This window comes from Streptomyces sp. NPDC001492 (genome assembly GCF_053597275.1).
Genome location: NZ_JBSFHW010000015.1, coordinates 77481 through 99658, shown reverse-complemented (window position 1 = coordinate 99658; position 22178 = coordinate 77481). Strand labels below are relative to the sequence as shown.

At 69.0% G+C, this 22178-nt stretch carries 18 protein-coding genes and 2 pseudogenes; 13 read left to right on the top strand and 7 right to left on the bottom strand.

Annotation, left to right across the window (positions count from 1 at the left end; all coding sequences use genetic code 11):
• Positions 1 to 19 precede the first annotated feature (19 nt).
• The 4 genes from ACWC1K_RS20730 to ACWC1K_RS20715 all read right to left on the bottom strand — a co-directional run bounded on the left by ACWC1K_RS20730 (position 20) and on the right by ACWC1K_RS20715 (position 5098).
• On the bottom strand, positions 20 to 799 hold the full coding sequence (locus tag ACWC1K_RS20730; protein ID WP_450833180.1) for a polysaccharide deacetylase family protein: 780 nt from the start codon (positions 797 to 799) through the stop codon (positions 20 to 22).
• Positions 800 to 1243: 444 nt separating this feature from the next.
• Positions 1244 to 1951 (bottom strand): LuxR C-terminal-related transcriptional regulator, encoded by a 708-nt coding sequence (locus ACWC1K_RS20725; RefSeq protein WP_450833178.1) that lies wholly within the window; start codon positions 1949 to 1951, stop codon positions 1244 to 1246.
• Positions 1952 to 2098: 147 nt separating this feature from the next.
• Positions 2099 to 3550 (bottom strand): purine-cytosine permease family protein, encoded by a 1452-nt coding sequence (locus ACWC1K_RS20720; protein ID WP_450833177.1) that lies wholly within the window; start codon positions 3548 to 3550, stop codon positions 2099 to 2101.
• A gap of 102 nt (positions 3551 to 3652) precedes the next feature.
• On the bottom strand, positions 3653 to 5098 hold the full coding sequence (locus ACWC1K_RS20715) for a glyceraldehyde-3-phosphate dehydrogenase (RefSeq protein WP_450833175.1): 1446 nt from the start codon (positions 5096 to 5098) through the stop codon (positions 3653 to 3655).
• Between the two features lie 195 nt (positions 5099 to 5293).
• Between ACWC1K_RS20715 and gndA the strand changes: the two genes are divergently transcribed.
• Positions 5294 to 6733 (top strand): NADP-dependent phosphogluconate dehydrogenase, encoded by a 1440-nt coding sequence (gndA, locus tag ACWC1K_RS20710; RefSeq protein ID WP_450833173.1) that lies wholly within the window; start codon positions 5294 to 5296, stop codon positions 6731 to 6733.
• Between the two features lie 12 nt (positions 6734 to 6745).
• On the opposite strand, the gene ACWC1K_RS20705 is transcribed toward gndA, so the two are convergent.
• A complete protein-coding gene (locus ACWC1K_RS20705) occupies positions 6746 to 7000 on the bottom strand; it encodes a PLDc N-terminal domain-containing protein (RefSeq protein ID WP_450833171.1) in 255 nt (84 codons plus the stop codon).
• A gap of 211 nt (positions 7001 to 7211) precedes the next feature.
• Here ACWC1K_RS20705 and ACWC1K_RS20700 point away from each other — a divergent pair, with 211 nt between their 5' ends.
• From ACWC1K_RS20700 to ACWC1K_RS20670, 7 genes and pseudogenes are all read left to right on the top strand, one after another.
• Entirely contained in the window at positions 7212 to 8717 is a 1506-nt protein-coding gene (locus ACWC1K_RS20700; protein ID WP_450833170.1) for a purine-cytosine permease family protein, read from the top strand.
• A complete protein-coding gene (locus ACWC1K_RS20695) occupies positions 8714 to 9271 on the top strand; it encodes a cysteine hydrolase family protein (RefSeq protein ID WP_450833168.1) in 558 nt (185 codons plus the stop codon). The genes ACWC1K_RS20700 and ACWC1K_RS20695 overlap by 4 nt, the downstream gene beginning before the upstream one ends.
• A gap of 71 nt (positions 9272 to 9342) precedes the next feature.
• Positions 9343 to 9780: pseudogene (locus ACWC1K_RS20690) on the top strand (PIG-L deacetylase family protein); the annotation flags it as partial.
• Positions 9781 to 10554: 774 nt separating this feature from the next.
• Positions 10555 to 11259, top strand: a complete 705-nt coding sequence (locus ACWC1K_RS20685; RefSeq protein ID WP_450833166.1) for an SMI1/KNR4 family protein — start codon at positions 10555 to 10557, stop codon at positions 11257 to 11259.
• A gap of 159 nt (positions 11260 to 11418) precedes the next feature.
• A pseudogene (locus ACWC1K_RS20680) lies at positions 11419 to 12719 on the top strand (IS701 family transposase).
• 95 nt (positions 12720 to 12814) lie between these two features.
• Positions 12815 to 13150: a CU044_2847 family protein gene (locus tag ACWC1K_RS20675; protein ID WP_450833164.1), complete on the top strand. Its 336-nt coding sequence runs from the start codon at positions 12815 to 12817 to the stop codon at positions 13148 to 13150.
• 43 nt (positions 13151 to 13193) lie between these two features.
• Complete coding sequence (locus ACWC1K_RS20670) at positions 13194 to 16424, top strand: trypsin-like peptidase domain-containing protein (protein ID WP_450833162.1); 3231 nt, start codon at positions 13194 to 13196, stop codon at positions 16422 to 16424.
• 108 nt (positions 16425 to 16532) lie between these two features.
• On the opposite strand, the gene ACWC1K_RS20665 is transcribed toward ACWC1K_RS20670, so the two are convergent.
• Positions 16533 to 17213, bottom strand: a complete 681-nt coding sequence (locus ACWC1K_RS20665; RefSeq protein ID WP_450833161.1) for a hypothetical protein — start codon at positions 17211 to 17213, stop codon at positions 16533 to 16535.
• Positions 17214 to 17471: 258 nt separating this feature from the next.
• Here ACWC1K_RS20665 and ACWC1K_RS20660 point away from each other — a divergent pair, with 258 nt between their 5' ends.
• From ACWC1K_RS20660 to ACWC1K_RS20650, 3 genes are all read left to right on the top strand, one after another.
• On the top strand, positions 17472 to 18194 hold the full coding sequence (locus ACWC1K_RS20660) for a Type 1 glutamine amidotransferase-like domain-containing protein (RefSeq protein WP_450833160.1): 723 nt from the start codon (positions 17472 to 17474) through the stop codon (positions 18192 to 18194).
• 108 nt (positions 18195 to 18302) lie between these two features.
• Positions 18303 to 19544, top strand: a complete 1242-nt coding sequence (locus ACWC1K_RS20655) for an acyl-CoA dehydrogenase family protein (protein ID WP_450833159.1) — start codon at positions 18303 to 18305, stop codon at positions 19542 to 19544.
• Positions 19545 to 19677: 133 nt separating this feature from the next.
• Complete coding sequence (locus ACWC1K_RS20650; protein WP_450833157.1) at positions 19678 to 20079, top strand: SseB family protein; 402 nt, start codon at positions 19678 to 19680, stop codon at positions 20077 to 20079.
• A 209-nt stretch (positions 20080 to 20288) separates the two neighbouring features.
• On the opposite strand, the gene ACWC1K_RS20645 is transcribed toward ACWC1K_RS20650, so the two are convergent.
• Positions 20289 to 20753 (bottom strand): FAD-linked oxidase C-terminal domain-containing protein, encoded by a 465-nt coding sequence (locus ACWC1K_RS20645; protein WP_450833155.1) that lies wholly within the window; start codon positions 20751 to 20753, stop codon positions 20289 to 20291.
• Here ACWC1K_RS20645 and ACWC1K_RS20640 point away from each other — a divergent pair.
• Positions 20737 to 21225 (top strand): hypothetical protein, encoded by a 489-nt coding sequence (locus tag ACWC1K_RS20640; RefSeq protein WP_450833153.1) that lies wholly within the window; start codon positions 20737 to 20739, stop codon positions 21223 to 21225. The genes ACWC1K_RS20645 and ACWC1K_RS20640 overlap by 17 nt on opposite strands.
• 29 nt (positions 21226 to 21254) lie before the next feature.
• Complete coding sequence (locus tag ACWC1K_RS20635; protein ID WP_450833151.1) at positions 21255 to 21689, top strand: VOC family protein; 435 nt, start codon at positions 21255 to 21257, stop codon at positions 21687 to 21689.
• Positions 21690 to 22178: the final 489 nt, after the last annotated feature.

The following is a 22178-nucleotide window of genomic DNA, read 5'->3' as shown; positions in this document are numbered from 1 at the left end:
GCAGTTGCCGGGCAGGTGCTCAGCGCACCGGGAAGCCGAACGAGTACCCCTGCTGCTTCAGCCACGGCAGGATCTCGCGCAGGGCCGCCACGGTCTGCGAGCGGTCTCCGCCGGCGTCGTGGAAGAGGATCGTCGGGCCGTTGGACAGCTCGTTCTTGACGGTGGTGATGATGGCGGCGGTGCCGGGGCGTTCGAAGTCCTTGGAGTCCACGTTCCAGCCCAGCGGCCGCATCCCCTGCCCGGCGGCGAGGTGCCTGCTGTAGGGCGTGAAGGCACCGCCCGGGGCCCGGTAGTACAGCGGCCGGACGCCCCCGGAGGCCTTGGTGATCATGCCGGCGGCGTCCAGGATCTCCTTGGACTGGTAGGAGTTGGGCTTCTTGTCCATGGTGGTGTCGTGCGACACCGTGTGGTCGCACAGCCGGTGCCCGGCCGCCACCACGGCCTTGACCAGGTCCGGGTGCGCCTGGGCCTGGGTACCGACCATGCAGAAGGTGGCCTTCACCCCGCTGTCCTTGAGCACTTGGAGGACCTGCGGCGTCCAGACCGGGTCCGGCCCGTCGTCGATGGTGATGTTGACGCCCCGGGCGCCCCGGTCCGAGGCGTGGACGATGCTCGCCGCCACCGGGGTCGTCCGGCCGGCGCCCGCCGCCGAGGAGGGGTGGGCCGAGGTGCCCGAGTGCTGCCCGCTGAAGGGGCCCGCCTGCGCGGTCCACACCGAGGTGGCCGCCGCCACCGCCGTCACCCCGACCGCCGCCGCGAATACCCGGCCGTACCAACCCCGCCCGCCATGCCGCGCCATTTCTGCCCCGCCCCTGTCATCCCGGTGTTGCTTGTGCACCTGTCAGGACGGCGAAAGGTTGCTCAGGGATCCGTCTGTTACTGATCACGGACAATTCCGCGGGAGTTCCGGGACGGACGACCGGCACATGGGGGCGGAGCAGGGGCGATGCCTCCGCCGGGGAGCCGGTTCTGCAACGCCCTGGGGGCCGGCCGATGTGGCGCGCGACGGCCGCGGTGCCCGCCGGGCGTCGAGGCGGGCTTGCGGCCCGGATCCGCCCGTACCTGCGGTCGCTTCTTCTGCGACGGGACGTTCTCGGGGACGGCGTACCAGGTATGGGAAGTGGTGTCGCTGCCCGCCGCGAGAAGGCTGCTGCCTCGGGCAGCAGGCGAGTTCACCCGGCTCACCGTCAACGAGCCCGGCGCCGCTGACGGCCCCGTGCGACCGCCGCTGTAGAACGGCCCCTCAGGCCGCCGGGCGTATCAGCCCCGATTCGTAGGCGAACGTCACGGCCTGCACGCGGGCGCGGGCGCCGATCTTGGCGAGGATGTGGCTGACGTGGGATTTGACGGTGGTCGGGGCGATGGACAGACGGATGGCGATCTCGGTGTTGGACCAGCCTGAGGCGACGGCGGTCAGGACGTCGCGTTCGCGTTCGGTGAGGGTGTTCAGTCCGGCCTCCCGCCCGGCGGGGCGGCCGGCCGGCTGCTCGCGGACCGCGTCGATGAGCGCACGGGTGAGGGCGGGCGTGATCGCCGCGTCTCCTGCGGCCACCACGCGGATGGCCGCGGTCAGTTCGTCCGGGGCGGCGTCGGTGAGGAGGAATCCGGCCGCGCCGGCGCGCAGGGCGGCGTAGGCGTGCCTCTCGTGCGGGGTCGAGGTCAGGACCAGGACGCGGGGAGGGGGCCCGGCCGGCGTGGCGGTCTCGGAGGATGAGAGGAACCGCGGGAGGTGTGCGGGGCGTGCGATGCGCCGGATGGCTTCGATGTCGTCAGTGCCGGCGAGGTGGCTGTCCATCAGGACGACGTCCGGACGGAGCGCGGAGCACTTGCCGACCGCCTCGGCTGCGCTCGCTGCTTCGCCGACCACGGTCAGATCGGGCTCTGCCGTCAGGAGCATGCGCAGGCCGACGCGTTGCAGGGACTGGTCGTTGACGATGAGTACGGAGACCATGGCTGTCCTTCCCGCCTCTAAACGAAACGGTTTCGTTCACCTGGAGAACAGCATAGCTCTCCCTATTAGCGAAACGGCATCGTTCTCCTTATGGTCTGGGTCACATCTCCCGACCGTCTTCGACGGCGGCGACTCGCCGGGGAGCGGTCAGGGCTCGCGGTGCTCGTGTGCCGCCTGCTCCAGAGCCTCCGCCTCGGCCTCCGCGATCCGCTGCTCGGCCTCCACGTCGATCGAACGAGTCAGCAGCCAGTACAGCGCCGCGGCGACCGGCAGACCGATGAACAGCGAGATGTCGGCTCCGTCGAGTGCGTCGGCGACGGGGCCGGTGTAGAGGGTGCCGACGGAGAAGAAGGGGATCATGACGGCGAAGCCCACCAGGTAGGCGATGATGCCGTGCCAGCCCCAACGGCCGTAGATTCCACGGGGGTTGAAGATCTCGGCGATGGCGTAGTGGCCGCGGCGCACCACGTAGTAGTCCATCAGGTTGACCGCGGTCCACGGGATGAACAGATAGAGCACCAGCAGCAGGAAGTTGTTGAAGTTCTCGAGGAAGTGGGAGGTCGCGGCCAGTGCGCCGACCAGGGAGAGCGCCGCCGTCAGCCCGATGGTCACCAGCCGCACGCCGAGCGTCGGCGTCACCCGTCTGATCGAGTCGATGGCGCTGATGAGGGTCAGCGAACCGCCGTACATGTTCAGCGCGGTGACGGAGACCAGGCCCAGCACGGCGAAGAGCAGCACGATCGCGCCGAACCCGCTGAACACCTTGTCGCCGGCCGCGTTGATCGACTTGATCGTCTCGAAGTCCTTGCCCGCCCATGCGGCGAGCAGCGCCCCGAGGACCATCAGCCAGATGCCGCCGAGCGCCGAACCGAAGTAGGTCCAGTAGAAGGTCTTGCGGACGGTCACGCCCGGCGGGAGGTAGCGCGAGTAGTCGGACACATAGATGGCCCAGCTGATCTGGTAGCCGGCGACCACGCCGAACTGCGCGAGGAACGGTGTGGCCTTGAAGGCGCCGAGGTCGAAGGAGCCCGCCGGGTAGTGCAGCGTGGCCAGGACACCCACCGTGAAGATCCCGAAGACCACCAGGAAGGAGTACGTCAAAAACTGCTCGGCCCGGTGGATGACGTCGTAGCCGACCAGCGCGATCACCAGGGCGACGACGGTGACCACGACCACCCACAGCTTGACGCCGCCGTGCACCGTGGTGTGCATCGCCTCACCGGCGAGGATGGTGTTGAAGACGTTGAAGCCCGCGTACTGCACATAGGCGAACAGCCACACCAGCAGGGCACCCACATAGCCGAACTGGGGCCGCGACTGGATCATCTGCGGGAGGCCCAGCTGCGGGCCCTGGGCCGAGTGGAAGGCCATGAAGAAGGTGCCGAGGACGGTGCCCGTCACGATCGCGATCAGCGACCAGATGAGGTTGCCGCCCTCGGTGATGCTGATCAGACCCACCGCGAGGGTGGCGATCTGCGCGTTCGACATGAACCACAGCGGGCCCAGATGCCACAGCTTGCCGTGGCGCTCGTCCAGCGGGACGTAGTCGATGGAGCGGATCTCCAGGCCCGACACCCGCGGTTCCGACGAAGTGGTCACGGCACCTCCAGTGTGATGACCCGCCCCTGTGGCCGGATTCATTCCCCGGAGGCGTCCGGTCAAGCGGTCATTGCCGACCCTTGACCGGACGGATCACCGAGGTCAGACCGCCGGGCTGGGAAACGTCGGGTACTCCACCCCGGAGACGTGCTGGACGACACGGATGACCTGGCAGGAGTAGCCGAACTCGTTGTCGTACCAGAGGTAGAGGATGGCGTTGTCGCCGTCCACCTTGGTGGCACCCGCATCGATGATCGAGGCGTGGCGCGAGCCGATGAAGTCGCTGGAGACCGCGTCGGGAGCGGTGGTGAAGTCGATCTGGCGCCTCAGCGGCGAGGTCAGCGACACATTGCGCAGATAGTCGAGGACCTCCTCGCGGTCGGTCTCGCGGCCGAGTCGCAGGCTGAGGATCGCGATCGAGACATCCGGCACCGGCACGCGGATCGAGCTGCCGGTGATGGGCGCCTTGAGGTCCGGCAGCGCCTTCGCGACGGCCGAGGCGGCACCGGTCTCGGTGATGACCATGTTGAGCGGCGCGGAACGGCCGCGGCGGTCGGCCTTGTGGTAGTTGTCCAGCAGGTTCTGGTCGTTGGTGAACGAGTGGACGGTCTCCACATGGCCGCGCAGCACGCCGTACTCGTCCGCCATGGCCTTCAGCGGCGGCACGATCGCGTTGGTGGTGCAGGACGCGCAGGACAGGATCTGCTCGTCCGGCTTGATGGTGTCGTGGTTGACGCCGTGCACGATGTTGGGGACGTCGCCCTTGCCCGGAGCGGTCAGCACGACCTTGTCGATGCCGGGGCGCAGGTGCTGGGACAGGCCCTCGCGGTCGCGCCACTTGCCGGTGTTGTCGATCAGGATGGCGTTGCTGATGCCGTACGCTGTGTAGTCGACCTCCGACGGGTCGTTGGCGTAGATCACCTTGATCGCGTTGCCGTTGGCGAAGATCGTGCTGCTCGCCTCGTCCACCGTGATGGTGCCCTGGAACTGGCCGTGGATGGAGTCCCGGCGCAGCAGCGAGGCCCGCTTGACGATGTCCTGCTCGCCGCCGCCGCGCACCACGATCGCGCGCAGCCTGAGCCCGTTGCCGGAGCCCGCCTTCTCGATCAGCAGGCGGGCCACCAGGCGGCCGATGCGCCCGAAGCCGTAGAGGACGACGTCACGGCCCTCGCCGCGCTCGATCTTGTTGGCGCCGGTGGCGCCCGCGACGGCCTCCGCGGTGAACGCCTCCACCGACAGACCGCGGTCGTCGGCCTTGTACGTCGCCGCGAGCATGCCGATGTCGATCTGCGAGGGGCCGAGGTCGAGCGCGGTGAGCGCCACCAGGAACGGCAGGGTCTCGGTGACCGAGAGCTCCTCGCCGGCGATCTGCCGCGCGAACCGGTGCGTCTTGAGGATGCTGACCACCGACTTGTTCACCAAGGAGCGGCTGTGCAGCAGGACCGTCACGTCCCGCTCGCGGTGCAGCTTCCCGATGATCGGGATCATCGACTCCGCGATCTCCTCGCGGGTCTTCCAGTTGGTGAACGAGTCGTCGTTGACAGTCACAGATCCATCTTTCGAGCTAGGCAGCGCTCATATGTTAATCCCTGTTTGATCGATCGTTTGAGCGGGGTTCGTCACACCGCTCCTCGCAGGCGTCCAGACCCGGAATCGAGACGATCCGGCCGCCCGTCCGTACCTGACGGGCATGGGGCACGCCCGCCCCGCGACCGCCACCGGACCGACCGAGGGACGTACACCATGAACGCAACCGCAGCCATCGGCGTGACCGGCCTGGGCGTGATGGGCCGCAACCTGGCGCGGAACTTCGCCCGCAACGGCTACACCGTCGCCGTCCACAACCGCACGGCGGGCCGCACCCGCGCGCTCATGGAGGTGTACGGGGACGAGGGAACCTTCGTCCCCGCCGAGACGCCCGCGGACTTCGTGGCCGCCCTCGAACGCCCCCGCCGACTGATGATCATGGTGCAGGCCGGGGAGGCCACCGACGCGGTCATCGACGAGTTCGCCCCGCTCCTCGAGCCCGGCGACATGATCATCGACGGGGGCAACGCCCACTTCGCCGACACCCGCCGCCGCGAGGCAGCCCTGCGCGAACGCGGCATCCACTTCGTCGGCACCGGCGTCTCGGGCGGCGAGGAGGGCGCCCTCGAAGGGCCGTCGATCATGGTCGGCGGTTCGGTGGAGGCGTACGCCGTCCTCGGCCCCATGTTCGAGACCATCAGCGCCAAGGTCACCGGCGAACCCTGCGCCGCGCACATCGGCAGCGACGGCGCCGGGCACTTCGTCAAGATGGTCCACAACGGCATCGAGTACGCCGACATGCAGCTCATCGCGGAGGCCTACGACCTGCTCCGCCAGGTAGCCGGCTACACCCCCGCCGAGATCGCCGAGGTCTTCAGCCACTGGAACAAGGGCCGGCTCGGCTCCTACCTGATCGAGATCACCGCCGAGGTGCTCGCCCACACCGACCCCGTCACCGGCGCCCCGTTCGTCGACATCGTCGCCGATTCCGCGGGCCAGAAGGGCACCGGCCGCTGGACCGTGCAGACCGCGCTCGACCTTGGCTCGCCGGTCACCGCCATCGCCCAGGCCACCTTCGCCCGCGCGGCCTCCGGCCAGCGCGACCTGCGCGCCGCCTACTCGGGCCTGCCCGGCGGCACGCGGTCCCCGCTCAGCCGCACCGAGGCCGAACGCTTCACCTCACAGGTCGAGCACGCCCTGTACGCGTCCAAGGTCATCGCCTACGACCAGGGCTGGAAGATGATCCAGGACGCGGCCGCCGAGTACGGCTGGAAGATCGACCTCGGGACCGTCGCCCGGATCTGGCGCGGCGGCTGCATCATCCGCGCCTCCTTCCTCGACCGCATCCGCGCCGCCTACGCCTTCGACCGCGACCTGGTCAGTCTGCTCGGCGAGATGGAGTTCGCCATGGAGATCACCGACGCGCAGGTCCCCTGGCGGGAGATCATCGCCTCCGCCGCCCGGCGCGGCATCCCCGTCCCCGCCTTCTCCGCCGCCCTCGCCCACTACGACACCCTGCGCGCCGGCCGCCTGCCCGCCGCGCTCCTGCAGGGTCAGCGGGACTATTTCGGCGCCCACACCTACCACCGCACCGACTGCCCCGGCACCTTCCACACCCACTGGACCGCGCCGGAACGCTCCGAGACGACGATCTGACCAGCCGGGCACCTACACCTGCGCCCATGTCCGCCCGCCGCGGTCCCGGGCGTACTGCCCCGGCAGCGGGGAGGGCAGGGCGGGCCCCTTGCCGAGATTGCGCCAGGCGATCCCGCCCAGCACCGGTGCCATGAACATCAGCAGCAGCCAGATCGCCTTGGGCAGGTGGCGGACCCGTGAGTCCGGGGTCCTGACGCAGTCCACGAAGGCGTGCAGGCACAGCACGACCACCACGGCGTACAAGGCGAAGGCGACAAAGGCGGTCATCGATCCGGTTCCTCCCTGAGGGTCCCGGTGCCCGAACGGGTACCGGGATCTTTCCTGTTCGCCCCCTCATCGGACGAGGCTGCCCTTGCGGTTCACGGGATCGCGCCCCTGTGCGCAGTCGTGGCCGGCGCACCCGTCCGGTGCGGCCTTGACGCCCCGACCTGCGCCGACAAGGCTTCGGGCAACACCAGCCCGGACAGGTAGGACGACGATGGCAGACTCCCCGGACACTCCCGACAACAGAGCCGCGGGCCGGCCGCTCCAGGTCGAGACGCACGGCCTCGACGTCATCGCCGACGCCGAGCGCAAGGGCACCCCGCGGACCCTGTTCTGGCCCTGGTTCGGCGCCAACGTCTCCATCCTGGGCCTGAGTTACGGCGCCTTCGCGCTCGGCTTCCGGATCTCCTTCTGGCAGGCGCTGACCGCGGGCGTCATCGGCATCGTCTTCTCGTTCCTGCTCTGCGGGTTCATCGCGGTGGCCGGCAAGCGCGGCTCGGCGCCGACCATGGTCCTCAGTCGCGCCGCGTACGGGGTGCGCGGCAACCGCCTGCCCTCGGTGATCTCCTGGGTGCTCACCGTCGGCTGGGAGACCGTGCTGTGCGCGCTCGCCACCATGGCCACCGCGACGGTGTTCGCACGGCTCGGCTGGGGAGGCGGCACGGAGACCAAGGTGGTCGCTCTCGTCCTGGTCGGCGCCCTCACCGTGATCGGCGGCGTGATGGGCTTCGACCTGATCATGCGGCTGCAGACCGTGATCACGGTCGTCACCGGCGTCCTGACCGTCGTGTACATCGCGCTCGTCGCCGACCACATCCACTGGAGCACCGTCAGCGCCCTCCCGGCGGGCTCCGCCCAGGAGTTCATCGGCGCCCTGGTGTTCATGATGACCGGCTTCGGTCTCGGCTGGGTCAACGCCGCCGCCGACTACTCCCGCTATCTGCCCCGGAGTTCGTCGAGCCGAGGGGTGATCGGCTGGACCACCTTCGGCGCATCCGTGGCCCCGCTGCTCCTGCTGGTCTTCGGCCTGCTGCTGGCCGGCTCCTCCACCAGACTCGACACGGCCGTCGCCGCCGACCCGATCGGCGCCCTCACCACCATCCTGCCCACCTGGTTCCTGGTCCCCTTCGCCGTGGTCGCGGTGCTCGGCCTGGTCGGCGGCGCGGTCCTCGACATCTACTCCTCGGGCCTCGCCCTGCTGTCGGCAGGCATCAGGATCCCCCGCTATCTGGCCGCCTTCGTGGACGGCGTCCTGATGATCGCCGGCTCGATCTACATCGTCTTCTTCGCCGACGACTTCCTCGGCCAGTTCATGGGCTTCCTGACCACCCTCGGCGTCCCCATCGCGGCCTGGTGCGGCATCATGCTCGCCGATCTCGCCCTGCGTCGCCGCGACTACGACGAGGCAGACCTCTACCGCCCCGCGGGCCGTTACGGCGACGTACCGCCCGCCCCGCTGCTCCTCACCCTCGCCGCCACCGCGCTGGGCTGGGGCCTGGTCACCAACTCCGCGGCCGACTGGCTCAGTTGGCAGGGCTACCTCCTCGAACCGCTCGGCCTCGGCGGGAAGTCCGGCGCCTGGGCCTACGCCAACCTCGGCGTCCTCGCCGCCCTCGCACTCGCCTTCCTCGGCACCCTGGCCCTGGGCAGCGCCCGCGTCCGCGCCCAGGAGGCCGAAGCGCCGAGCCCGGCCGCGGGGGAGGAGGTGCCGATCGCATGACCCCGTCCACCACCGGACTGCTCGCCGTCATCGACATGCAGCGCGTCTTCGCCGACCCCGACAGCCCCTGGGCCACCCCCCGCTTTTCCGAGGCCGCGGCAGGAGTACGACGCCTGCTGCCGGCCTACGGCGACCGGGTCGCCTTCACCCGCTTCCTGGCCCCCGCCCAGCCGGACGGCGCCTGGCAGGCCTACTACCAGCAGTGGCGCTTCGCCCTCCAGCCGCCCGACGCCCGACTCTGGGAGCTGGCCGACGAGTTCGCCCACGGGGCACGGCACGTCGTCGACGCCCCCACCTTCGGCAAGTGGACCCCTCAACTCGCCCGGCACCTAGGCCCCGAGGGGCGCCTGGTCCTGGCCGGCGTCAGCACCGACTGCTGCATCCTGTCCACCGCCCTCGCCGCCGCCGACGCCGGTGTCGAGGTGCTCGTGGCCGCCGACGCCTGCGCGGGCGCGGACGACGACTCGCACACCAAGGCGCTGCACATCATGGACCTGTACCGCCCGCTGATCCGCGTGACCACCGTCGCCGAACTGCTCGGAGAGGCGGGGTGAGCGACGACCGGCCCAGGCGCCGGTGAACCACCGAAGCAGCGCGACCCGGCTGTCCCCGGAAGGAATCCACCGTGCCCCTGCCCAGCCTCCTCGCGGTTTTCGCGCACCCGGACGACGAATCCCTGTCCGCGGGAGGCGTGCTCGCGCAGCACGCGGACTCCGGGGCCCGGACCGCTGTCGTCACCGCGACCTGGAGTGAGGGGACCTGGCGGGCCGGGGAGCTGGCGGAGGCGTTGCGGGTGCTGGGGGCCGGGAAGCCGCGGATGCTCGGGTACGCCGATGCGCGGGTACCGGAGTCGGCGCCCGGGGCCGCGCGGCTGTGCGACGCACCGCTGGACGAGGCGGTGGGGCGGCTGGTGGCGCACATCAGGGAGTTCCGGCCGGAGGTCGTGGTCACCCACGACGGTTACGGCGGGCTGAGCGGGCATCCGGATCATGTTCAGACCCACCGGGTGACGGTGCCGGCGGTGGAGGCCGCCGGGTGGGCACAGCTGTATCCCGAGACCGGCTCCGCCGTAGTTCTTCTCGACCACGATCGCGTCGGCCTTGAGTTCGAGGGCGAGATGGTATGCCGAGGCCAGGGCCGGAGCATGGCGGTCCGCCTTGTCGTCGATCTCGTCCAGGTACTTGAGTACGTGTGGCCGGCGGCTTGGTGCATCTTCGCCTAGGACGGTCCGGCTGTTGAGGACTGGGTTGCCGAGCAGGCCCTGCCAATCCTGCGTGGACGCTCGGCCCATGCGGCCTCCTCGATCACGGAAAAGGCCGACGAGCACCGCCTCGTGGTCGGCGCCAGCCGGGCGGCGCGGCGGGGTGAAAGAGCGCGTGTACTCTCTTGAGAGCAAGGAGCCGTACCTGCCTTACGACCAGACACTCGAGCGGGCGTGGTCGATCGCGACCGAAGTGGTTGAATGCGCGTGCCGACATCTGAGCGCGACCGCTTCGACATCACCAGCTTCAGGCGGAGCGTCGAGGGCGCCGAAGCTCCTCTAGCGCCGCATCGTGATCGACAACAGCCAAGACTGCGAGAAGTACTGGCGTTTCTACGCCACACGAAGGTGGGAACGGCACTACCTCGGTGCCGAACACGGAGACTGCGTCCTCGGCGACTGACCGGGGACGTCACTCGAAGCAAGCCACACCCATCGCAGGCCGCATCCCGTCCCTGACGCTCCCTCTAGTACTCCAGCCGTAGATCGTGATCTCCGTTACCGGGCTGTTGCGGTTGCCGCTGGCGCCCCGGTCAGGCCGACGCAACTGTCAGTCGACCGGCTATCTTGCCGGGCATGCAGGCAGTGAACTGGGATGAGGTGCGGGATCGGACCGTCGCTCTCTACGCACGGCAGAGCACCGATCTCGGCAGACAGGAGCTCCCGGAAGTCCTGAGCGAGACGCAGGTGCGCCAGGCCGAGGAACAGTTCGGGGTGGAGTTCCCCGAGGGCTACCGCCAGTACCTGTTGCATGTCAGTGCGGGCGGCCGGGTGCGGAAGCTGCAGTTCAACGGGTCGCGCTGGGATTGGGAAGGCGCTCGATATGGGGACCACGAGAAGCTGCATGTCCCCTTTCCCGACCACGACGCCGCGTTGGCGGCAAGCGAGGATGCGTGGGACCGCCAGCCGAAGCGGGAGGACTACCTGTCCGATGCGGCCTACCAAGCTGATCACAACGCCTGGCAGGAGGCCGCCGATGCAATCGAAGCCGCTCGGGTCACCGGGGCCGTCTTTCTCCACGACGACGGCTGCGGCTTCTACACGCTTCTCGTGGTCAGCGGGCCCATGCGAGGGACCATGTGGTTCGACGGGCGTGCAACGTGCGATCGCCTGAACCCGCTGCTCAACGATGGCCGCCGAGCGGCGACGTTCGCGGAGTGGTACCTCGACTGGCTGGCCCACGAGGAGTCGCTGACAACGCCCGAACAGCGCCGTGCCGCTCACGAGAGCTGGCACGCAGGCGTCGGCACGCCCATCTGGTACCGCTGGTTCGACTCGTAGCCCCAAGACCCTTAGTGGTTCGCGATCTCGCTGGTGGAGGCCGGCGCGGGGATAGGCGCGGCCACCGCTGATCATCGGTCTGTGAAGACTAACAATCTTGCGGTGGCCGCGGGGGACAGCGTGGTACCTGCCCAATGGCAGACGCTGTTCGAGGACCTGATGGCGCGGATTGCGGGACAATTCAGCCGGGTCGAACCTCGGCGTCGCGCAGGGCAGTTGCTGCTCGGGCTGATGGCGGACCTGCCCCGGAAGAACTGCTGGACCATCGCCGAGCACGCTGGGGACACCACCCCGGACGGCCTGCAGCATCTGCTCGGCCGGGCCAAATGGGACGCCGACCTCGTTCGCGACGACCTGCGTGCGTTCGTGCTGGAGCACCTGGCCGACGACCAGGCCGTGCTGGTGGTCGACGAGACCGGCGACCTGAAGAAGGGCAACCGCACCGTCGGAGTCCAGCGCCAATACACCGGCACCGCCGGGCGGATCGAGAATGCGCAAGTCGCCGTCTACCTGACCTATACCTCCAGGCACGGACATGCTGCTGTCGACCGCGCGCTCTACCTGCCCAAGTCCTGGACGAGCGACCCGGAACGCTGCCGGCAGGCCGCCGTCCCCGAGGAGTTGCTCTTCGCGACGAAACCGCAGCTCGCCCACTAGATGATCGAACGCGCCCTGGACGCGGAAGTTCCGGCCGCGTGGGCGGCCGGCGACGAGGTCTACGGCAACAACCCGAAACTCCGTGCCGCCCTGGAGAGGCGCCAGCTCGGCTACGTGCTGGCGGTCTCCAGCACGCACCGCGTCCCCACTCCGGCAGGCCCTCAACGCGCCGACCACCTGACCAAGAAGATCCCCAAGCCGGCCTGGCAGAAGCTGCCCGCCGGACGCGGTGCAAAAGGCCACCGTTGGTACGACTGGGTACAGGTCGCCCTCACCGCTCCCGGCCTGGTAGGCCAGCAGCACCTGCTGATCCGCCGCAACCGGCGTACTGGCGAACTCGCCTACTACCGCTGCTACTCGCCCCGCCCGGTGCCGCTGTCCACGCTGGTCGAGGTCGCGGGAAGCCGTTGGACGGTGGAGGAGATTTTCCAGAGCTCGAAGACGCTGACCGGGCTGGACGAGCACCAGGTCCGCCGCTGGGACTCCTGGCATCGCTGGGTGACCCTTGCCCTGCTCGCACATGCCTTCCTTGCCGTCACAGCCGCCCTCGAACGCCGTGACCAGCCCGCGAGTGACGACGGCACAAGACTTGGCGGGCTGATCCCGCTCACCTGCAACGGGATTCAGCGCCTGCTCACCGCTCACCGTGCTCGACCAGTCCAAGACCCGGTCCAGCGATGGCGCTGGTCCACATGGCGACGACGCCACCAAGCCCGTGCCCGTCGCAGCCACTACCGAATCCAAGCCGAACTTCAGCCATGAAGATCACGATCTACGGCTGGAGTACTAGGAGCAGCAAGTAATTCTTTGGCGTCCTCTGGCCCTGCAGTTGTGGCAGATGTGGTCGATATTTGGGGAGCAGCCGATGCTGAACCGTTGTTGCCGCTAGGATTTTTCCATGAACAGCGTGCTCACAGAGCTTACGTTCGGAGACCAGAGAGTCCTTGTCAGCACTGTGATTCCAGCCGGTTCGGAGGAGACAAACGCCGGCAACCGTCTGCGAGATCGCGCAGTCGATGCCTTGCAGCAGGCGGGAGAGGCCATCGAGGCGGTGGCCAAGAGCGTCTCAGAGACCGCAGGGCGGTTGGCGAGGGCGGCGGCGGCCCCGAGCGGCATCGAGGTTGAGCTTGGGCTCGCTTTCACGGCTCAGGGTGGTGTCGTTGTCGCTGGCGGAGGTGTCCAGGCATCCATCGTCGTGCACCTGAGCTACGACATGACGCCTGCCACACCCTGATCCCGTCACCGACCCTTGCCATCCAACCCGAAGGAATCGACCCATGAGTCCTCGTCATGGAAACCAGGTGGGCGGGATCTTCGGAGAAGACGGCAGGCCGACAGGCACTTGCTTTGCGGTAGCACCGCTCATCGTGGTGACGGCAAGTCATGTTCTCGACCAGTTGTCTGCCGAGGTGGGCGGCAACGTCGAGGTTGGCGTACTGGATGGTGCGGAGGCGCTAATCAGCGCGACCGTTCTCGCGAAGGACCAGATCAGTGACCTGGCAATTCTCCGAGCGCAGCGGGAGTGCCTTGAGCCGATCAAGGGTGTCGTTCTCTCCGACGCCGTTTTGCCCTTCACCAAGGTAACCATCACCGGTGTGCCCGATATCACCGACAAGCACAAGTACGACTGGCTTGATGCCGCTGGCGAATGGCAGGGTAGCGCCCAGCGCGACGGTCTTGTCCACCTTGGCCGACTGGAGTCCAAGGCTGTCATGCGAGGCATGAGCGGCGCGCCAGTGCGCCGGTCCGATGACGGTCTCCTGCTAGGGATCGTGTCATCCCGATACAACTCACAGGATGGCTGGCTGCGGGACTCGGTGTGGGTGGCCCGAACCGAGCACCTCATGCAGTTGCTCGAGCAGGTCGTGCCGCCATCGGAGCTGCTCGCGGTCAACGTGTACGAGGAGACTCCGTCCACCAGCCAGGTCGGCGAGGCGGAGTTCCGCCGTCTTGTCGAGGAGTACTTGGACATCGATGGCTATGACGTGGCAGCGGGCGAGGTGATTGAGGGCAAGGAATTCGACCTACTCGGCCGCACTACTCGGTATCACCAGGACTGGCTGGTCGGCGTCGTCTGCATGGCCAACGGACAGCCCTTGTCCGAAAAGGATCTGGAATTCCTGTGGTTCGGGTACGAGAGGTTGTGGTCCACCGGGGCGATCAACGAGCTGCTCATCGTGACCGAGGTGCCCCCGTCTGTGCAGGCCGTGAGGTTCGCGGACTCTCGGCCCGGGCTGGTGGTTCGCACGCTGGACGCCCTGGTCGCCAGTGGCCTGAACCTGCGCGGCTACCTGCGCATTGCGGCGCAGTTATTCAGGGATTCTCCCGACGGCCTTGCAAGCTACTACGTCGCGCCAGCCACGCATGACGGCCTGGACTTGGAAACCGAGGTCCTCAGGTGGATCGACGACGACCCGAAGTCCACCATTCCGCTCGGTCGCCCGGTAGCAGTGCTCGGCTCCTACGGGCTGGGTAAATCCTCGTTCGCGATCCGGCTAACCTCGGTCCTCGCGGCGCGGGCGGCCAAGAACGACCTCGCCCGCGTTCCCGTCCTGATCAAGCTCGGCGACGTCTCATCCGAGCAGAGCCTCGAAGGACTCATCGGAGCGCACTTCACCGCGGCCAATCAGGTGCAGGGCTACTCGTTTCCTAAGTTCCTGGAACTGAACCGGCGCGGTAAGTTTGTCGTTATCTTCGACGGCTTTGACGAAATGAAACACCTCGTGACCTGGCCGGAATTCAAGTTTAATCTCGCCCAGATCGGACGCCTAGTCGGCGAGAAGGCCAAGGTTATGTTGCTCGGGCGGCCCACCGCATTCGAGAACGACGAGGAGCAGGCAGAGGCGCTGCACGGGCAGATCCCGGGACGGCTCTCCAAAAGTCATGAGCCAGCGAGCGCGGACTACTTTGAGGTCGAACTTGCGCCCCTGGAGACTCCCCAGATTGCGCAGTTTCTCGAGCGGTATCTTTGCTACGTGGAGTCGATCAATGGGCGACCCTTCGACACGGAGCGAATATGGCAACAGGTTCAGTCACCTGAGTTGCGAGATATCTGTCGGCGCCCGGTCCAGCTGCGCATGCTCGCAGACATCCTCCCCAACTACACCGGCGACATCGAGGACCTGAACCTGGAGACGCTGTACGACACCTTCGTGGATCAGCTGATCACCGAGGTGATGCTGCGAGAGGAGAGCAAAAAGCACCGATTGGCGTTCGACCGAGCCGTCCGGCGTGATTTCCTTGCGCGGATCGCATTCTGGATGTGGGAGCAGCGCAGCACGGGAATCCTGACCGCGGATCAGTTGCCCGACGAATTGGTTGCGCCGTACGCAGCCGGCCGGGACATCTCCGTGACGCGTCGAGACCTGGTGGCAGCGTCCCCGCTCGACCGGCGGTACGGCGAGCGCATCCGGTTCGCCCACAGGTCGTTCCAGGAGTTTCTGGTAGCAGAGGAGACCCTGCGCCGAGTGAAGTCCGGTGCTATGACCGTGGCTGAGTACGACGCCTTGGCGACCGATGAGGTGGCGACCTTCGTCAAGCTACGGCGTGGCCCAGGCGATGATGCCGCTGTTGCTGCCCTGCTGAGGGATCTAACCGGAGTGGTGTCATGGCGGGCCGCGGACAGTCTGCTGGCCTCCCCGGGGCTCCTGCGTGATTTGGAATTCGCGATGACGACCAAGGATGTCCGAAACCGGAAAACGATGCACGGATGGGAGATCCTGCTCCCGTTCATGCGTGTCGTCGACGGCGGAGCCCAGACTCCGCTAGGCCCGGCGGCCCTCGCCGAACAGGTACGCCTCTCGCGCGATAGTTCGGGGGGCATCGCTCTGCTCTGCCTGTTCCTGTCCGGTTGCCTGAACGCCGAGCGCAGCGCGGACGGCCCTCAAGTCGTCGCAGAGATCCTTAGTCTTCTTTTGCGAGGTCAACGAGGCATTAGGGAAGTGGTAGACGGTAGGGAATTCAGTAAAGGTGACAACAAGCAGAATCAAGGGCAGCGGAGGGGCGACTACCCTCTGCAATCCCGGGGCCAACGGCGGCGTGACAGGTCCGCCTATGAATACCAGTTTGCTGATGACCGCATACCTTTCATCCCTCTCGGCGAGTCCTTCGTCGGTGACGCACGGGCGGGCGCGCGGACCGGTGCCCCTCGCCTCGGCAGGTACATAACACCCAGTCACCTGTTCCAGCGATACGATAAGGCGACTCGCCAATCACTGGCGGTCTCGAGTGGGTCGCGGGTCGAGATCCGCTGGTTCCCCGAACCGGTCATTGAGATCGCTAAGGTGCTGCGCTATAGCAAAAACACGATCGACATGCGGAGCCTCGGTCCGATCTTCGCGTCATTTCTTCCTGAGGTTGCATTCATCCGCGACTGGATGGGAACGGCTGGCCTGCGTAGGCAGATCAAGCTTGCCGACGTGATTCGTGTGGACCCGGAGATTGGTACAGAGGCGGAACAGGTGGCTGGCGCCTGGGAGAGATACGAGAGCAAACTCGACTTGATCTAGGCTTGAATCTGTCAGCGATCTTAAGGTTTCCAGGTGTGACAGCGTTTTAATCGGGCATGCTCGTTGCTCTTTAGAGGTCGACTTGGTTGTCGAGGTGTCCGTTATCCTTCACCCTGTCCTGGTGCGCAGGTCCCACCGGTCGTGTCCCTCGCCTGCGGTGGGCTCGCCGGCGTGGCGGGTGATGCGCGGGAAGGTGTCGGCAGGCAGGGCGCTGAAGTGGCGTAGCAGTTCGTCGCGGTCGACCGCCCAGACGGCGTCGTCATCTGCCGAGCGCCGACGCACGATCGATGCCACAAGGCAGTAGGCGGCCACGTACAGCAGAAGGGCGTCGATGGTCCAGGCGGCACTCTGCGGGGCGACGCCCCCGGCGAGCAGGATCGCCAGCATTCCTTCCGTCTTGAGATTGGTGGGAGCCATGGCGAGCGCCGCCGAGCGCCGCCCGCTCGGCGCCTGGGTGCTGGACTGCGGGCCCAGATCGGGGTGCTGCGCGGAGACGCCAAGTCGGCCGCGCTGCGCACGGTCGTCGTCGACCTGCTGAGCACTCCCGCCGGCACGACTTATGCCGTCAAGACGATCTCCGGCGCCACCCAGCGCATCGACCTGCCCGGCGGCCATCCGCTGGTCGGGCGGTACGTGCCCGATCTGTGGCTCGCGGTCGGTTCCCAACTGGTCGACCACGGTCACGGCGGCGGGTTCCTGCTGCCCGACCGCGCTGCGGACGGCGCGTTCGCCCGCCTCGCCGCCGGCCTGGGCCGGGCGAGTGAGCAGCGTGAGCGACGAACACGCCACGCCGACCGGGGTGTTGGTACGCCCGGACGGTGGTCGCCCGGGCCTGCGACACCGCCGACACCACCGGCCTGGAAGCCGCCGCGCACCGATGGGCCGGCGCGCCCTCGTCCTCGCCGGGAGCGCCGGCCGCCGAGCTGACCTCCTGCCCGGTGCCTGCTCATCGGCCGGCCCCGGTCGCTCGGTGGCGATATGTGATTGCGCACCCAGTGCAGGACACGACAGGGTTTCCGGACACCCCACCCGTCAGGAGGCGTTTTCGTGGCCGTCCCTCCCGTGCGACACCACCGACTGGCCCTCCTCGGCGGCGGCTTCAGCCTCGACGAGGACGGCCTGCTCGACGACTGGCTGCTGCGCCACACGCGCGCCGCCCGGCCCCGGGTGTGCTTCGTACCCACCGCCAGCGGGGACGCCCCCGCGTACATCGAACGGTTCTACGACGTCTTCCGGTCACGCCACACCGGTGAGCCGACCGTACTGCCCTTGTTCCGGCGGGAGTTGGACGACGACGGCCTGCGGGCGTTCTTGCTGGCGCAGGACGTCGTGTACGTGGGCGGCGGCAACACCGCGAACCTGCTGGCGGTGTGGCGCACGCACGGCGTGGACCGGCTGCTGCGCGAGGCCTACGACCGGGGCACCCTGCTGTGCGGCATCAGCGCAGGCGCCAACTGCTGGGCCGAGGGATCGCACACCGACTCCTTCGGCCCCCTCACCTTCCTGCCCGACGGCCTTGGCCTGCTGCCCGGCTCGGTCTGCCCGCACTACGACAGCGAGCCGGGCCGGCGTCCCTCGTACCGTGCAGCGGTGGCCGACGGCTCGCTGCCCGCCGGGTGGGCGCTGGACGACGGGGTGGGCGCGCTGTTCGTGGACGGGGAGCTGACGGAGACGGTGACGCGGGTGCCGGGCGCCCAGGTGTACCGGGTGGAGCCGGACGGGCGCGGCGGAGCCGACGAGCGGCCCCTGCCGTGCCGTCTGCTCACCTGAATCCCGGGCGACCTTGGCCTTATCCGGTCGGTACCCGCAGGGCACTTGCCGTGTTCAATCACCTCTATCGCGTGACGTGACCGACGGCCGTACCCGTCAGGAGGCACCGTGCTCGCCGCTCCCGAACCCGACCTCACCGAACACGACATCATCGAGCGCGCCGTCGCGCTCAGGCCCGCCCTGCTCGAACGTCAGCCGGAGACCGAGCGGTTGACCCATTACCCCAAGGACACCCACGACGACTTCCTCCAGGCCGGCTTCTACCGGATGCTCCAGCCGCGGCGTTACGGCGGCTACGAGTTCGGCCTGCCGGTCTTCTACCGCGTGGTCACCGAGATCGCCCGCGGCTGCCCCTCCACCGGATGGGCGCTCTCGCTCACCGCCGCCCATGTCCTCCAGGTCGCCACCCTCTTCGACGAGCGGGCGCAGGACGAGATCTTCGGCACCGACGGCGACTTCCGGGCCGCCTCCACCGCCGTACCCGTCGGGGTCGCACAGCCCGACGGCGACGGCCATGTCGTCCTGGACGGCACCTGGCCGTACTCCTCCGGCGCCCCCTACTCCACGCACTACGTCGGCCAGACCCTGCGCGCCCCGGCCGCACCGGGCGAGGCACCGGGACCGCCCGTGCTGTTCGTCGCGCCGCGCTCGGTGTGGACGGTCCTCGACGACTGGCACGGCGTGCTCGGCCTGCGCGGCAGCGGCTCCAACAGCATCCACATGGAGCAGGCCCGTATCCCCGCCCACCTCACCCGCGAGGCCTTCCTGCTCGACCTGCCCGTCGAGGGCGGCAGCACCGGCTCGGAACTGCACGGCAACCCGATGTATGCCGGGCGGGCGCCGAGCTTCTTCCACGGCGAGCTGGCCGCCATCATGATCGGCACCGCGTACGCGGCCGCCGACGAGTACGCCCGGATCGTCGCCGCCCGCCCCCTCACCCTGGAGCCCGACCGCACCCGCGCCGACCTGCACGACTACCAGCGCCACCTCGGCGAGGCGCTCGGCATCGTCGACATGGCCGAGGCGGCGCTGCGCCAGACCGCGCAGGACTGGATGGAGACGTGCCGGCGCAACGTCGCGGGAGAGGCACCCTTCACCGTCGTCGAGGACAACCGGCTCGCGCTGATGTTCCTGAACGCCGGGCGCGCCGCCTGGGACGTGCTGCAGGGCATCCTCTTCCGCACGGCCGGCTCCCGGCACGCCCGCGACGGCGAGCGGATGCAGCGCTACTTCCGGGACGCGGCCACGTACTGGACGCATGTGGGAGCGAGCATGGCCGAGCCCCTGACCCGCCGGGTCGGCTGCGACCGCCTCGGGCTGCCCTCGCAGGACATACCGCTGATTCCCTGAGGCAACCACCCGTGGTGAATTCCTGGGGAACGGACGAATGGGCTGGTTGGGATCGGGTACGCGAGCAGGACCGTGCCGGGGGCCGATCATGTCCCGGGCGGGCCGTACGACCGCCGCTACCAGGGGATCTGCCATGGAGATACCTGCCAACGACCACACCACCACACCTGCCCGGCAGGCGCTGGACGCGCTGGCCGTGAACACCGAGGACACGGCGGCGCTGGACACGCTCGCCGGCAGTGAGGTGCTCGTTCCCGTGCCCGACGACGCAAGCCAGGAGGACGCAGTCGATCCGAGCGCGGTGGCGCTGCCCGTCCTCGAGCAGCCGGGCGGCGACCCGGTGGTGCCCGTGTTCACCTCGGAGGGGGAGATGGCCGGGCTGCTGCCGTTCGTCTCCCGCTACCGTCTGGTGCCGCTCGGTGCGCTGGCCTCGCAGTGGCCCGCCGACGATCTGTCGCTGACCATCGACGCCGGGTCCGAGCACCCGCTGACGCTCACCTCCGAGGGCGTACGGACCCTGCTGGCCCGGCCCTGACGACCGGCGGGTGAGGCAGGGGAAGGCGCCGGGCCCGGGAGATGAACGGCGCCGTCCCCGCTCATGCCCGGGCGCCCGCGCCGTGGCAGACGATACGACCGCAGCGGCCGCCGCGCCGCTCCCGGACACGCGGCGACCGCCCGCAGAACACGGCGGATCGTGGCATTTCATCGGGCCTGTCTCCTTGAGCGGCAAGCGTTCTTGGAGCATCACAGGCTCTTGCCCGGGTTGAGGATCCCCCGCGGGTCGAACACGTCCTTGAGCCGCCGCTGCAACGTGTGCGCGGCGGGCCCGAGTTCCTCGGCGACCCACTGCCGCTTCAGCACCCCCACGCCGTGCTCGCCGGTGAGCGTCCCGCCCAGCCGCAGCGCCAGCGCGAAGATCTCGCCCGCCGCCTCCCAGGCCGCCTCGGGCAGCCGGTCCAGGGCGGGATCGACCACGATGATCGGATGCAGGTTGCCGTCCGCCGCATGCGCGACGGTGAAGACCGGCACGCCGTGCCGCGCGGAGATCGCGCGGATCTCCCCTACCGCCTCCGCCAGCCGGGAACGCGGCACCGCGATGTCCTCGATCAGCGGCCGGCCCAGCCGTTCCAGCGCGGGCAGAGCCTGCCTGCGGGCCGCCAGCAGCTGTTCGGCCTCGGCCGGGTCCTCGGTCGTGGTCCGCTTCCGCATCGACCGCTCCGCACGGCTGGTCGAAGCAGTGGAGCGCCGGAGCGTGGACGTCGCGGTGTACGTCACCGAGGCCGCCGCCACCGAGGGCACCCGCGTCGGCGGCCTCCCGCTGACCTGGCACGCCGTCCCCGGCTGGGAACGCCCGGTCGCGCCCGCTCCGGTGCCGCTGGTCGCCATCGAGGGCCCGTGCGCCATCTGCCGCCGGGCGATCGCGACCCTCGCCGCGCACGGCGTGCCCGCCACGGTCGTCGGCGACGCGGGGTATCTCGCGGGCGTCATCGACATCGCCCGCACCGGCGAGGGCGTGGCCCTGCTCGCCGCGGTCGGGCCCGCCCCCGACGGCCTGACCCTCTACGCGGGTCTCCCGTCCGTCACCCCGATCCCCAGGAGCGCCCTGGCCCGCCCCGGCGCCGACCCGGCGACGGCCGAGGCCGCCTTCGCCGCCGTACGGGATCTGCTGCGCCAGGAGTGAGACGCAGGCGGCCGACGTAACGTGATCGCATGGAACAGCGCATCACATTGATCACGCTGGGAGTGTCCGACCTCGCCCGCGCCAAGCGCTTCTACGAGGCCCTGGGCTGGCGGGGCCAGGAAGTCGAGGAGACCGTCTTCTTCCAGGCGGGCGGTCTGGGGCTGGTCCTGTGGAGCCGCGAGAAGCTCGCCCGGGACTGCGGCCTGGAGCCCCGAGCCGCCGGAGGCTTCGGCGGAATAGCCCTCGCGCACAACGTCCGCTCGGAGGCGGAGGTCGACGCCCTGCTCGCCGCCGTCCAGCGGGCCGGCGGAACCATCACCAAGCCTGCGGCCACCAACGCCATCGGCTTCTACTCCGGCGCCTTCGTCGACCCGGACGGCCACGCCTGGGAGATCGCCCACAACCCCGGCTTCCCACTGGCCGAGGACGGCTCACTCACGCTCCCCGATTTCGGCGCCGAATAGGGCCCGGTGAACCGTCCGTTCACATGCCCCGGCCCTCGGCACGCGACGGCCGCCCTCAGAGGGCGCGTCTTGGAGCACGGGGGCGAGCGCCGGCTGGTCTCCTGCCGCGGTCTGAGCGGCTGGGTTACGGAACGTGCGCGTCTCGCCCGACTGCCGGCTGACGGGGAAGGGCCGGCCAGAAGCCGCCGTGGCGGGTACGCGAGGCTTCGCGGCCGCAGACAATGCCCATCGCTTTCCTGAAGGACGGGGGCGAGCGCCGGCTGGTCTCCTCCCGGCGGTCTGACGGCCGGGCGCTGAACCCGCGCCCCTGGCTCGACTGCCGGCTGACGGGGAAGGGCCGGCCAGGGTCGCCGTAGCCGGGGACGCGAGGCTTCGCGGCCGCAGATGGTGCTCGTCGCTTTCCTGAAGGACGGGGGCGAGCGCCGGCTGGTCTCCTCCCGGCGGTCTGACGGCCGGGCGCTGAACCCGCGCCCCTGGCTCGACTGCCGG

What these genes read in the sequence shown, in the direction of transcription:
- ACWC1K_RS20700 (WP_450833170.1), top strand. Translation starts at nt 7,212, where the DNA reads ATGGCAGACTCCCCGGACACTCCCGACAACAGAGCCGCGGGCCGGCCG.
- ACWC1K_RS20725 (WP_450833178.1), bottom strand. Translation starts at nt 1,951, where the DNA reads ATGGTCTCCGTACTCATCGTCAACGACCAGTCCCTGCAACGCGTCGGC.
- ACWC1K_RS20645 (WP_450833155.1), bottom strand. Translation starts at nt 20,753, where the DNA reads ATGCGGAAGCGGACCACGACCGAGGACCCGGCCGAGGCCGAACAGCTG.
- ACWC1K_RS20730 (WP_450833180.1), bottom strand. Translation starts at nt 799, where the DNA reads ATGGCGCGGCATGGCGGGCGGGGTTGGTACGGCCGGGTATTCGCGGCG.
- ACWC1K_RS20675 (WP_450833164.1), top strand. Translation starts at nt 12,815, where the DNA reads ATGAACAGCGTGCTCACAGAGCTTACGTTCGGAGACCAGAGAGTCCTT.
- ACWC1K_RS20705 (WP_450833171.1), bottom strand. Translation starts at nt 7,000, where the DNA reads ATGACCGCCTTTGTCGCCTTCGCCTTGTACGCCGTGGTGGTCGTGCTG.
- ACWC1K_RS20635 (WP_450833151.1), top strand. Translation starts at nt 21,255, where the DNA reads ATGGAACAGCGCATCACATTGATCACGCTGGGAGTGTCCGACCTCGCC.
- ACWC1K_RS20685 (WP_450833166.1), top strand. Translation starts at nt 10,555, where the DNA reads ATGCAGGCAGTGAACTGGGATGAGGTGCGGGATCGGACCGTCGCTCTC.
- ACWC1K_RS20650 (WP_450833157.1), top strand. Translation starts at nt 19,678, where the DNA reads ATGGAGATACCTGCCAACGACCACACCACCACACCTGCCCGGCAGGCG.
- gndA (WP_450833173.1), top strand. Translation starts at nt 5,294, where the DNA reads ATGAACGCAACCGCAGCCATCGGCGTGACCGGCCTGGGCGTGATGGGC.
- ACWC1K_RS20670 (WP_450833162.1), top strand. Translation starts at nt 13,194, where the DNA reads ATGAGTCCTCGTCATGGAAACCAGGTGGGCGGGATCTTCGGAGAAGAC.
- ACWC1K_RS20695 (WP_450833168.1), top strand. Translation starts at nt 8,714, where the DNA reads ATGACCCCGTCCACCACCGGACTGCTCGCCGTCATCGACATGCAGCGC.